The 12556-nt window shown below is 38.5% G+C and carries 10 protein-coding genes; 9 read left to right on the plus strand and 1 reads right to left on the minus strand.

Annotated features, from left to right (window positions below):
- Positions 1-141: 141 nt before the first annotated feature.
- The 9 genes from AC6IZ0_RS00270 (at position 142) to AC6IZ0_RS00310 (ending at position 11702) form a co-directional block, all read left to right on the plus strand.
- Positions 142-1173, plus strand: coding sequence for a FecCD family ABC transporter permease (locus AC6IZ0_RS00270; RefSeq protein ID WP_497724629.1), 1032 nt, complete (start codon positions 142-144; stop codon positions 1171-1173).
- Positions 1170-2213 carry a FecCD family ABC transporter permease gene (locus tag AC6IZ0_RS00275; protein ID WP_497724630.1) on the plus strand — a complete coding sequence of 348 codons (1044 nt, stop codon included), beginning with the start codon at positions 1170-1172 and terminating at the stop codon, positions 2211-2213. Before AC6IZ0_RS00270 ends, AC6IZ0_RS00275 begins: the two co-directional genes overlap by 4 nt.
- Positions 2210-3022 carry an ABC transporter ATP-binding protein gene (locus tag AC6IZ0_RS00280; RefSeq protein WP_497724631.1) on the plus strand — a complete coding sequence of 271 codons (813 nt, stop codon included), beginning with the start codon at positions 2210-2212 and terminating at the stop codon, positions 3020-3022. The genes AC6IZ0_RS00275 and AC6IZ0_RS00280 overlap by 4 nt, the downstream gene beginning before the upstream one ends.
- A gap of 98 nt (positions 3023-3120) precedes the next feature.
- Positions 3121-4209 (plus strand): helix-turn-helix transcriptional regulator, encoded by a 1089-nt coding sequence (locus AC6IZ0_RS00285; protein WP_497724633.1) that lies wholly within the window; start codon positions 3121-3123, stop codon positions 4207-4209.
- A 127-nt stretch (positions 4210-4336) separates the two neighbouring features.
- Positions 4337-6946 carry a TonB-dependent receptor domain-containing protein gene (locus AC6IZ0_RS00290; RefSeq protein ID WP_497724634.1) on the plus strand — a complete coding sequence of 870 codons (2610 nt, stop codon included), beginning with the start codon at positions 4337-4339 and terminating at the stop codon, positions 6944-6946.
- An 83-nt stretch (positions 6947-7029) separates the two neighbouring features.
- Positions 7030-7974, plus strand: coding sequence for an ABC transporter substrate-binding protein (locus AC6IZ0_RS00295; protein WP_497724635.1), 945 nt, complete (start codon positions 7030-7032; stop codon positions 7972-7974).
- Positions 7975-8125: 151 nt separating this feature from the next.
- Positions 8126-8896: an ABC transporter transmembrane domain-containing protein gene (locus AC6IZ0_RS00300; protein ID WP_497724636.1), complete on the plus strand. Its 771-nt coding sequence runs from the start codon at positions 8126-8128 to the stop codon at positions 8894-8896.
- Positions 8897-9201: 305 nt separating this feature from the next.
- Positions 9202-9885 carry an ATP-binding cassette domain-containing protein gene (locus AC6IZ0_RS00305; RefSeq protein ID WP_497724637.1) on the plus strand — a complete coding sequence of 228 codons (684 nt, stop codon included), beginning with the start codon at positions 9202-9204 and terminating at the stop codon, positions 9883-9885.
- 8 nt (positions 9886-9893) lie between these two features.
- Complete coding sequence (locus tag AC6IZ0_RS00310) at positions 9894-11702, plus strand: ATP-binding cassette domain-containing protein (RefSeq protein ID WP_497724638.1); 1809 nt, start codon at positions 9894-9896, stop codon at positions 11700-11702.
- Between the two features lie 337 nt (positions 11703-12039).
- On the opposite strand, the gene AC6IZ0_RS00315 is transcribed toward AC6IZ0_RS00310, so the two are convergent.
- Positions 12040-12420 carry a DUF1636 family protein gene (locus AC6IZ0_RS00315; protein ID WP_497724640.1) on the minus strand — a complete coding sequence of 127 codons (381 nt, stop codon included), beginning with the start codon at positions 12418-12420 and terminating at the stop codon, positions 12040-12042.
- Positions 12421-12556 lie beyond the last annotated feature (136 nt).

Below are 12556 nucleotides of genomic sequence, written 5' to 3' on the forward strand. Positions count from 1 at the left end.
AGAGAAGGACATTTGTGTACACGGAAACTTCACCTATAACTGATTATTCGGGAGCAAAACTTATGTTACTTAATTTTATATATACTTGCAATCTATTCTCAACTACTTTAAACTCAGTTGAGAATAAATATCAGATAGGTAATGAGTAAATCAACTTCCTCACCAAACAGAGGATTTTTACACTCCCTAACTTTGCCCCTTGGGGGTTTAGTTTTAGCAGTAGTGATTCTCCTAATATGCCTAATTTTCAGCGTCACTCTCGGTGCTGCAGATATACCTTGGACTACAGTTTATAGAGCATTGACAGACTTTGATGGTTCTCAAAACCATTTAATTATACGTACAGTCAGACTACCGCGATCGCTCCTAGCCGTGATGGTAGGTGCTGCAATTGCCGTATCTGGTGCCCTAATGCAAGGTATAACACGTAACCCATTAGCCGACCCGGGCATCTTAGGAATTAATGCCGGCGCATCCTTCGCTGTTGTAATTGCTATCTTTATTTTTGGTAGTTCTGCACCGACTGCTTATGTTTGGTATGCCTTTGCTGGTGCGGGAATTACGGCTATCAGTGTTTATTTTTTAGCTTCTTTTGGGCGCAGTGGTATCACTCCTCTCAATCTCACCATGGCTGGTGCAGCTATGAGCAACTTACTTGCCGCACTGATTACTACCATCTTAATTGTCAGCCAACGCACATTAGAAGAAATTCGCTTTTGGTTAGCCGGTTCCCTAGCAGGTGCTGATGCCAATATCATTACTCAAGTGTTGACTTACATTTGTATGGGCTTAATCTTGGCGTTCCTCCTAGGAAAACAAATCACAGTTCTCAGCCTAGGAGAAGATATCGCCCAAGGATTAGGTCAACAAACCTTATGGATAAAAATTGCTGCTGGCGTTAGTGTTTTTCTGCTCCAAGGTAGTGCAGTAGCAGTTACAGGTGGTATTGGATTTATTGGTTTAATCGTTCCCCATATAGTGCGCTTGTTAATTGGGGTAGATTACCGATGGATTCTACCATATAGCGCTTTGTTTGGTTCAATCCTACTTTTAAGTTCAGATATTTTTGCCAGATTGGTAATTCAACCACAAGAACTACCCGTGGGAATTATGACAGCTTTAGTGGGTGCGCCATTCTTCATTTATTTAGCGAAAAATCAAATTAAAAAATGAGCAATAATAGCTTAATTTTTCGTTCCAAAATATTTCCTATTTCTTTGCGCCTGAAAAAACGTGTTCCCATTGTTTTACTCATCCTGATAATCATCACTTTGGTAACGATGGTAATTAGCACCTCCATTGGCGAATATCCCACACCACCTCTAGTTGTAATTCAAACAATTTTGGGGATAAACACGGGAAATCCTGAATATGGTTTTGTGATTAACACCCTAAGACTACCAAGAACTTTAACGGCTGGACTTGTGGGGACAGCCTTAGGAATATCTGGGACAATTATCCAAGGCATCACCAGAAATGCTTTAGCAGACCCAGGTATTATTGGGATTAATAGTGGTGCTGGTTTAGCGGCTGTGTCTTTAATTGTGCTGTTTCCCAACTTACCGGCCGGAATTTTGCCTTTAGCTGCCTTTAGCGGTGCTTTAGCTGCTTCTGTGGTGATTTATCTACTGGCTTGGGATAGGGGTACTCATCCCATTCGCCTAATTTTAATTGGCGTGGGAATTTCTGCTGTCACTGGTGCTTTGACTAGCCTATTGCTGACATTTGGAGAAATTTACAATGTGAGTCAAGCTTTAGTTTGGCTAGCTGGTAGTGTTTATGGACGCAGTTGGGAACAGGTATTAGCTATATTACCTTGGTTGATAATATTTATTCCTTTAGCTTTATGTAGTGCACCACAATTAAATGCTTTAGCTTTAGGGGATGAAATAGCAAAAGGTTTAGGTAGTAGAGTAGAGTGGCAACGCAGTTTTTTAATATTAATTAGTGCTGCACTTTCTGGCGCAGCGGTAGCCACTGCTGGAACCATTAGTTTTGTGGGATTAATTGCTCCCCACATCGCCCGACAGTTAGTAGGTAGTAATCATGAAGGTTTAATTCCTGTATCTGCCGCCTGGGGAGCCATGATTGTAGTTATCGCTGATTTATTGGGGAGAATTATATTTGCACCCGTAGAACTTCCCTGTGGCGTTGTCACTGCTGTAATTGGTGCTCCTTACTTTATTTATTTATTAATGAGCCGGAAAAAATGATATTACCAACTCAGATAATTCATCCCCTATCAGCTAATAATTTAACTCTAGGTTATGATGGGGTAACCATTATAAAAAATTTAGATCTGACTATACCCAAAGGAAAAATTACCGCATTAGTGGGTGCTAATGGTTGCGGTAAATCTACACTACTGCGGGGGTTAGCAAGGTTACTGAAACCGCAGAAAGGCACAGTTTATTTAGATACAGCAGATTTGTTTAAGTTATCAACAAAAGATGTTGCTAAAAAATTAGGGATTTTGGTTCAATCTCCCCTAGCTCCCGAAGGTTTAACCGTCAGAGACTTAGTAGCTTTCGGACGCTTTCCCTATCAAAATTTGATGCAACAATGGACAAAAGAAGATGAACATTTTGTAGAAATAGCATTAGAAACAACGAGAATGAAAGAACTGGCTGAACGGGAGTTAGATACCCTCTCTGGTGGACAGCGACAGCGTGCTTGGATTGCTATGGCACTAGCTCAGAATACGGATATTTTACTATTAGATGAACCCACAACTTTCTTAGACTTAGCACACCAAATTGAAGTTTTAGATTTGCTATGGGAATTAAACCAAAATCAGCAAAGAACTTTGGTTATGGTACTGCATGATTTAAACCAAGCTTGTCGTTATGCAGATTATTTAGTAGCGGTGAAGCACGGTAGAGTTTATACTCATGGTACACCCGAAGAAGTGATGAGTAAAACTACTGTTCAACAAGTATTCGCGCTAGATTCCCAGATTATTACAGACCCAGTAACTGGTACGCCAATGTGTATCCCCATTAGTAGGATACGGTGTTCTTAAACAATTAAAAATCAGAAATTCGCCAATAAATTTGAGGTTGGAACTTCATCATCAATTGATATTTGTAGACTTAAGCATTTTACCTCTCAGAGAAAAGTATGGCCAACATAATTTCGCAAACCGACTATAACATAACTTGGCAACAGATTAACCAAAACACTCAATATCCAGATGAATCTCATACTGGAGATTTTATCAATTACTGCCCGGAAAACTTGGGTAAAGGATACCATCGTCAGATTCAATTACGAGGAATACGTCTGCTAATTATTGATGAACAATTTGATGATGATTTGTATATTGAATCTGAAGATATTCAACCGAGTGAATACGATAAAATAGAATTTGGATTTAATTTGTCAGGCTCATACTCCCAAAACGAATGTGGGCAAAGTTTTTTAGACTGGAGTAATCAAGATCAAATGGATGGAAGAGAAAGTTTTGTAATTTTTGGTAACAAGCGGCGACTAAAAGTAGATATTCACTTAAAAAGTCCAGATTTGCTGAAAAATTTTATTATTGATCATCGCCAAAAGGTACCCAATATTTTAACAGACTTCCTCGAAAATAATAGTAAAGAAGATTTTTTTGACAGCAATATAATCACTCCAGAGATGTATCTGCCATTAGAGCAGATTATCAACTGTCCTTTCCAGGGAATAATTAAATGTATTTACTTAGAAAGTAAATGTTTAGAATTAATTGCACTGAAATTGGAACAATTGGCACAGAACAATGAAAAGCCAGCTAAAAAAGTCCTACTTAAAAAGGATGACATTGAAAGAATTCATGCAGCTAAAATAATCCTCATCAGAGATATTAATCATCCTCCCACATTAATTCAATTAGCAAGACAAGTAGGATTAAACGATTACAAACTGAAAATTGGTTTTCATCAAGTATTTGGCACAACAGTATTTGGTTATTTACATGAACAGCGAATGGAATTATCAAGTCAACTGCTCATAGAAAAAAGAATGAGTATCAAAGAAATAGCACGTACTGTTGGTTATGCAAACCAAGGTAGCTTTGCAGCTGCATTTCGTAAACGATTTGGAGTTAACCCAAAATACTATCGCCTGGAAAAACCAGCAACCAGCATTAACCCTGCGCCCTTCCTGCGCCCTTCTTGCACCCCTCCTTCAACCTCTGCGAACCTTTGCGTAAACCTTCGCGCCCCTGTTTAAAAATCCAATTGTCAAAAAAATCCGTCTACGGGCAAAAAAATCCGTCTTGCAGCTGAACAGGTATTTTAAATTACAAAGGAATTATTGTACTCTCCTTAAAATAGATTCTTAATTGGTGTGAGAGTATATGTCAACAAGGCTGCAATTATTTACAGTAGTTTGTTTAACCAGTGTAGTACTTACCGTTAAACCTGTATGGGCAATTCCGTCTGTAAGTGAGGTGGAACTACCTACAAATAAGGTGAAAGAATTAGTATCACAAACTTCAACAGGCCAATCTGTAATTATTATCAATAGAGTAGAAGTAAATCCCACGGAAAAAGGTATAGAGGTAATTTTAAAGACAAATCAAGCCGAAGAACTGCAAATCACAAATAGTAGCAATAATAAGAATGACTTGATTATAGATATTCCTAATAGTCAATTGCGTTTACCTAGTGGTGATGGCTTTACATCCTTAAAACCAGTTGAGGGTATTACACAGATAACAGTTACTAGTCTAGATGTTAACACTATTCGGTTAACAGTCACGGGTGCAACAGGATTGCCAAATGTCGAATTATTTGACACTGTTGAAGGGTTAATTTTTGCCCTCACACCAGTTGGAACTTCTGCAGAACAAGAGCCAGAACAGCGTTCAGATGAAACTCAAGAATCTATAGAATTGGTGGTGACAGCAACACGCACGGAAGAAGATGTGCAGAATGTCGCACGTTCTGTAACTGTGATTACACGGGAAGAAATTGAACAGCAAGCCCAGTTGAGCACAAATTTAGCTGATATTTTGGGAAAAACAGTTCCTGGCTTTGGTTCCCCTACTAATCGGAGTAATACATTTGGGCAAAGTTTACGCGGTCGTAATATTTCGGTCTTAATTGACGGTGTTCCCCAAAATGCTAATTTGCAATCAATTCCGGCTCAACTGACAACCATTGACCCCAGTGCGATTGAACGCATTGAAGTTGTTCGCGGTCCGAATGCAATCTATGGTGGTCAAGCTACTGGTGGTGTAGTCAATATTATTACTAAGAGGCCAAGCGGTCAAAGATTAACTTCTACAACCAATATTGGTTTAGATACTTCTTTGACTAATTCCGCAGATAGTTTTGGCTATGATTTGTCGCATCAAATATCTGGGACAGAGGGCAAATTTGACTATACTGTCGGGTTTTCTCTGGTGACCACTGGGGGGTTTTTTGATGCTGAAGGCGATCGCATTGCTAATTTTGCAGGTGATGAAGATAGCACCAAAATCAATGCTTTGGCTAAGGTAGGAGTAGAATTAACGCCCGATCAACGTCTGCAATTTAGTTTTAATCATTTCGACCAGTGGCAAAATACTAACTTTATTTCTGATGAAGCTATTGATGAAATTCCCGGAATTCAAAAATCTCGCGCTCTGAGAATACCGGAGGGGACTACTGTAATTGGCGCTAGTGATGGGGCCTTTATCAACAATACTTTACTAAGTTTAAATTACAGTAATGATAGTATTTTAGCTAGTAAGGTTCAGGCTCAAGCTTACTATCGTAATTATGGTTTTGGTGGAGGAATTCCCGATGATAACCGTGATGGTAGGTTGAGAGCAATCACCAAATCAGAAGGCGATATAGAACAGTTGGGTGGAAGATTGCAGGTGGACACACCTTTTAATTCTCAAAGCACAGTGAGTTTACTTTGGGGGGTTGATTATCAAAAAGAACGCAGTTCTCAAAGATTTAATATTTTCGACCCTGATGAATTTGATGCTTCCGGGGGTCGAGTTTTTCGCAAGATTGACGAGCGTGTTTTTGTCCCAGAGTATGATTTTAGAGAACTGGGTATATTTGGTCAGTTGCAATGGGATGTTACTGATAATTTGCTGTTAAGTGGTGGCTTGCGCTATGTGAATATTGGTGTGAATTTAGACGATTATATCACAGCAGAAAATCCCCGTCGGCAAATTCAAGGAGGCGATCGCAGTTTTGATTCCACAGTGTTTAATGGTGGTATTGTCTACAAACTTACGCCGTCAGTTAGTGTTTTTAGTAACTTTGCTCAGGGGTTCTCAGTTCCAGATTTAGGTCGTGTTTTCCGCCGACCTCCTGGAGGTGTGGTGAATGTTTTAAACTCTTTGCAACTAACAGAACCACAGAAAGTAGATAACTATGAAATTGGTATTCGTAGTAATTGGGATAATCTCCAGGTGTCACTTTCTGGTTTCTACAACTATTCTGAGTTAGGTTCAGCTTTTAGTTTTAATCCTAATAGTGAGTTCCTGGAAACTATTCGCGCTCCTCAAAAAATTTACGGGATAGAAGCAGCTATGGATGTCCAACCATCTCCAGGTTGGAGTTTGGGAGGTACAGCTACTTGGATAGAAGGTGTAAATGATGAGAATAATGATGGTAATTTCCTTGCACTCAACAGTATTACTGTTCCACCATTAAAACTCACAGCCTACATAGAAAACCAAACCCTCCCCAGTTGGCGCAACCGACTGCAATTATTGTACTCAGGCGATCGCGATCGCGCTTTTCAAGATGAGGTAGAGGATGCCAAAATTAACAGCTTTATCACAGTTGACTATATCAGCAGTATCAAACTAGCTCAAGGTGAACTAAAACTTGGTATTCAAAACTTATTCAATAACCAATATTTCCCAGTTTATTCACAATACTTTGCCCCATTTTTCGATAGTGCCAATTATGCCGGAAAAGGTATAACTCTCAGTGTAGGCTATCAAATTGTTTGGTAAATAATCAGCATAAATTATTTTTTTAGGGTGGTTTTTTGCTCACCCTTTATATCAATTTCAACAATCCAAAATTAATTATACTGATGAAATTATTTTCTGTTTATAAATTAAAATTCATCTTAGGTATTGCCACAACTTTCATTATCATAGGTTGTGGACTGAATAGCACACAAAATTTAAACCTTAACTCGGTGGATGTCACCCCGGTGAGGGTAGTCAGTCATGCTATGGGTGAAACCAAAGTACCTTTACACCCGCAACGAGTAATTGTGCTAGGTGGGTTAGATAACATTTTAGCTTTAGGAATCAAACCGATAGCCGCGACAACCTTGGGCGACAACAATTTTCTCAAATATCTAGATCATTTAACCGACGGAATTGAGAAAATTGGTACTAACGGTCAACCAAATTTAGAAAAGATTTTATATTTAAAACCCGATTTAATTTTAGGGTTAAATTGGGATGCTGATTTATATGAAAATTTATCCCAAATTGCACCAACAGTTTTAGCAGAAGGTGATACTGATTGGAAACAGTGGTTAAGAAAATTTGCGGAAGCAGTTGGTGAAACAGAACATGCAGAAAATTTGCTGCAAGAGTATGACCAAAGAATCAAAGATTTACGGGTAACCCTGGGTGATAATCTTACTAAAACTCAAGTATCTCTAGTGAATTTTTGGGCAAATTCTGCTCGTATTTATATGAATCGCTCATTTAGTGGTTCAATTATTAAGGAAATAGGTTTTTCTCGTCCTGTGTATCAAGACAAAGATAAAACTCAAGAAAATGTTTCATTAGAATTAATTCCCCAAATGGCTGGTGATGCTATTTTTCTGATCCTAGGAGGACACAATGAATCAAAGCTGCAACAATTTATCAATCATCCTTTGTGGTCGGACTTACCAGCAGTACAGGAAAACCGGATTTATCCAGTACGAAATGATGTATGGATTGCTGCATCGGGAATTATTGGAGCAAATCAAGTTTTAGATGATATATTCAGATATTTAATAGGGGAAACATCTTGAAAAATTATGAATGCGAACTTTTACCGATTTATTGATTCTGTGATGATTTTACCAATGGGAATCAATAGTTAAGCTTAAAACCTTTGTTCATGTAATCTACATTACTCTGAAATCAGTCTCCAAAATCTGGTTTGCTGATAGGTAAAATTTTATGAAAATTGGACTCCGACAATACTGTAATTTACTTGTAGATTATCTCCAACCACAAAAATGGCGAGTTGCTAAGTTTGCGATCGCTCTTTTGTCCAGCATAGGACTACAATTAGTTAACCCCCAAATTCTGCGATATTTCATTGATACAGCCGTAACTGGAGGTTCAGGACAAAATTTGCTCTTAGCCGCTTTACTATTTATAACTGTAGCTTTAATCACCCAACTAATTAGCATTGCAGCTACCTATTACGGCGAAAACGTCGCTTGGGGAGCTACCAACGCCTTACGCGCTGATTTAGTTGAGCATTGTTTGCAATTGGATTTATCCTTTCATAAATACTCTACACCCGGTGAATTACTAGAAAAGGTAGATGGTGATGTTCACACCCTGTCACAATTCTTTTCTAAATTTACTGTTTACATCTTAGGCAATTTACTACTCATGTCCGGTGTAATTGTAGTCCTCTTTGCCGAAGATTGGCGAGCTGGTTTGGCGATCGCATTTTTTAGCCTCACAGCATTATTTACTTTAATTCGTCTGCGTTCTATAGCTGTTCCCCATTGGGCGAATTATCGCCAAATCAGTGCTGATTTCTTTGGTTTTGTCGGTGAACAACTCGCCGGTATGGAAGACATCCGCGCCAATGGAGCGAAAAATTATGTCATGACCGCTTCCACAAAATTTTACAACTGTGGTTACCAGTATTTCATAAAGCCCGCTTTGCCAGTACCATTCTTTGGGGTACAACTAACGGGATTTTCACATTAGGGACAGCGATCGCCTTAAGCGTCGGTGCTTACCTTTGGAGTAAAAACATTATCACAATTGGTACAGTATATATACTATATTATTACACCAACTTACTCAGCGAACCCATTGAACAAATCCGCAACCAATTTGAAAACCTGCAACAAGCAGAAGCCAGTATTTACCGGATTCAAAATTTACTTCAAGTAAAATCAAAAATTAGTGTAGGTGGAGAACAACAACTTCCTCACCGCGCACTTTCAGTCACTTTTAACAACGTCTCATTTAGCTATAATGACCACGAATCTGATATTAGAAATTTAGTATTGCAAGACATATCCTTTAACTTACCTGCTGCTCATGTATTAGGATTATTAGGGCGTACAGGTAGCGGTAAATCCTCACTAGTGCGGTTATTACTGAGATTATATGACCCACACTCAGGCCTAATTCACTTGGGAGATATACCAATTAACCAAACTCCCATAACAGACTTACCGCAAAAAATCGGATTAGTCACCCAAGATGTGCAATTGTTTCAAACAACAGTCAGAAATAACCTCACCTTTTTTAACCCACAGATCAGCGACGAACGCATCCATGAAACCTTAGAAATATTGGGACTATCACAATGGTTATATTCATTACCCCAGGGCTTAGATACAAATTTGGGTCCAGATAGTAATGGCTTATCTGCGGGACAGGCGCAGTTACTCGCATTTACTCGCGTGTTTCTCAAAGACCCTGGGTTAGTAATTTTAGATGAAGCCTCCTCTCGCCTCGACCCCATAACCGAGAGACTCGTACAAAAAGCCGTTGATAAATTATTAACCGGGCGTACTGGCATTATTATTGCTCATCGTTTAGCCACTGTACAAAAGGCTAACCAAATACTCATTTTAGAACAAGGTAAAATCATAGAATATGGTGAACGAGAAGTATTACTTAATAATTCAGAATCACGGTTTTCCCAATTATTACAGACAGGCTTAAGCGATATTTTAACTTAAAAATAATTATGGCAGCCACAAAAAAATGCAACCATTGGCAATTATTATGGCAACTAATTTGTTACCAACCCAAACTATATATTATTGACAGCATCTACTGGATTTTAATTACGGGTTTGCCAGCGCTACCAGGCTTAATCATCAGGGAATTTTTCAATACTTTAACTAATAAAGCACAGTTGGGTTTATCACCCTTAGCCTTAATTGCATTATTACTCGCTCTCAATTTTGGGCATATTGCCGTTATATTTGCCGGACGTATTACCAAAACCCAGCACCGTTTTTTAATGCGGTCATTACTGCGACATAACTTATTAGAACGCTTATTTGACAATCCCACAGCACAGCCCATAATTGTTAATGAAGAAGCTGAAAAAACTGTATCTCAGGGAGAAATAATTAGCTATTTTCGTGATGATGCCGAACAAATAGAAAACAACGTAGCCTGGATATCAGAAATTTCTGGAGAAGGAATATTTGCTATTCTTTGTTTAATGATTTTAGTGAGTATTAATGTGCAGATGACCGTGTTTGTGTTTCTGCCCTTAGTCGGAATGGTCGCAATTATTCAACGCGGAGAAACTCGCATTAAAAAGTATAGAAAAGCCAGCCGCCAAGCTACCGAAAAAGTTACAGGGATTTTAGGTGAAATATTTGGTTCAGTTCAAGCTATTAAAGTAGCCGGCGCAGAAAAAAATGTTTTGGATTATTTTCATACTTTAAATGAGCAACGCCGCCAAACAATGATTAAAGATAGCTTGTTGAATGCTATTCTTAATTCTACCTTTCAAAATATGGTGAATCTAGGAACCGGTATAATTCTTTTACTGGCTTCTCAATTCATGCAGAGTGGCGTTAATCAGTTAACAGTTGGTGACTTTGCTTTATTTGTATATAACCTTTCCTTTGTGACTGGCTTTTTTAGCTCTGTTGGCGGTTTTCTAGCGTTATCTAAACATACAGAAGTATCTTTTGAACGGATGGCTAGTTTATTAGCAGGTGTATCCGCGGATATATTAGTAGCGCCCAATCAACTTTATGTAAATGACCTGAATAATCGCCAAAAACCCTTACCGCCATTAGAACCACCTGTGAGAAATGAGCAAGATAAACTGCAAGTTTTAACAGTATCTCATCTCACTTATAATTATCCAGATAATGACCAAGGAATTAAAAATATTAACTTGGAAATTACACGGGGTAGTTTAACTGTAATTACTGGTGGAATTGGTGCAGGTAAAACTACATTACTGCGGGTTTTATTAGGATTACTACCTAAACAAAAGGGAGAAATTTACTGGAATGGGAACATTGTAGAAAGCCCAGCTAGTTTCTTTGTTCCCCCTCGCAGTGCTTATACTCCCCAAATTCCCCAATTATTTAGCTACACTGTGCGAGAAAATATTTTGTTGGGTTTATCTAAAGATGACCAAGATATTGCCACAGCTTTAAAAATGGCGGTGTTTGAGCAAGATTTGGCGACTATGAACGAAAGTTTAGAAACTGTAGTTGGTTCTAAAGGTGTGCGGTTATCTGGGGGACAAATGCAACGAGTAGCAGCAGCGCGGATGTTTATCCGAAAACCGGAATTATTAGTATTTGATGACCTTTCCAGCGCCTTGGATGTAGAAACAGAATTGGCGTTATGGTCGCGGATATTTGTTAATAATCCTGAACAGCAAGAAAATTCTTGGACACCAACCTGTCTTGTAGTTTCCCATCGTCCTGCTGTGTTGCGTCGTGCTGACCAGATTATTGTCATGAAAGCAGGGAAAGTGGAAACACAAGGTAAATTTGAGCAAATTTTCCAGGAATAAGTTTTGTAGTAAGGAGTTTAGTCCTTTCCATAAAACACCAAAAATCAAACAAGGTGGGTTACGCAGTTCCTAACCCACCCAACAAATTCAAATCCATTAGTCTTAACATTCTCAGAGGATGTTTGATAAGTTTTCAACAGGTAATTTTTATCTTAGGAAACAGGGAACACACCGAACACACCCAACACACAAAAAACAATCAAATCCAGTCCCCTCCCCTTGTAAGGGGAGGGTTAGGGTGGGGTCAAATAATATTCGATACAGTAATCATGACTTGACAAACATCCTCTCAGAACTTTATTTCTTCGGGGGATTTGTTTCAATTACAAGATATCATTTACCTTGTCTCTGGTGTGGGAGGGATGCGGACTAAAAGATGAGAACGAAGTGTTCCCGGTAGTTTCCCAGGTAAAACATATCCGTCTTTACTTGCTTGATAAAGCTGGCTGAATTGCAACAAATCAGTTGTACTTTCCTCTGTTAAATCCACAAAATGATATGTATATTTTTCTGGACAAACAAAAGTCACAGTACAAGGTCGGCCACAAGTCCATAAACAACCTACAGATTCAATATTGAGATGATGATAAATAGAATTATCCTTTTGCAGTTCTAGCAGTTGCAAAAATAATTTATTTCCTTCAGCGCGTTCATCAGCTTCTTCATGGTCGATAACAGCACTACAAGATTTACAAACAAATAAAGTATGAAGAGTCATAACAAAAGTAATTAAATAAAAACCTACTGTAATAAATTAGCCCGCTTGGCAATATTTTACAGTAGGTTTTTAGTACCTAAAATAAAAGTATTAATAGTAAAATTATTGTGGGGTGGGCATCCTGCCCGACCTTATA

The organism is Anabaenopsis sp. NIES-4685, from assembly GCF_059725405.1.

Excerpts from the sequence above, each read along its gene's own strand:
- AC6IZ0_RS00270 (WP_497724629.1), top strand. The coding sequence starts at position 142 with ATGAGTAAATCAACTTCCTCACCAAACAGAGGATTTTTACACTCCCTA.
- AC6IZ0_RS00275 (WP_497724630.1), top strand. The coding sequence starts at position 1,170 with ATGAGCAATAATAGCTTAATTTTTCGTTCCAAAATATTTCCTATTTCT.
- AC6IZ0_RS00280 (WP_497724631.1), top strand. The coding sequence starts at position 2,210 with ATGATATTACCAACTCAGATAATTCATCCCCTATCAGCTAATAATTTA.
- AC6IZ0_RS00285 (WP_497724633.1), top strand. The coding sequence starts at position 3,121 with ATGGCCAACATAATTTCGCAAACCGACTATAACATAACTTGGCAACAG.
- AC6IZ0_RS00290 (WP_497724634.1), top strand. The coding sequence starts at position 4,337 with ATGTCAACAAGGCTGCAATTATTTACAGTAGTTTGTTTAACCAGTGTA.
- AC6IZ0_RS00295 (WP_497724635.1), top strand. The coding sequence starts at position 7,030 with ATGAAATTATTTTCTGTTTATAAATTAAAATTCATCTTAGGTATTGCC.
- AC6IZ0_RS00300 (WP_497724636.1), top strand. The coding sequence starts at position 8,126 with ATGAAAATTGGACTCCGACAATACTGTAATTTACTTGTAGATTATCTC.
- AC6IZ0_RS00310 (WP_497724638.1), top strand. The coding sequence starts at position 9,894 with ATGGCAGCCACAAAAAAATGCAACCATTGGCAATTATTATGGCAACTA.
- AC6IZ0_RS00315 (WP_497724640.1), bottom strand. The coding sequence starts at position 12,420 with ATGACTCTTCATACTTTATTTGTTTGTAAATCTTGTAGTGCTGTTATC.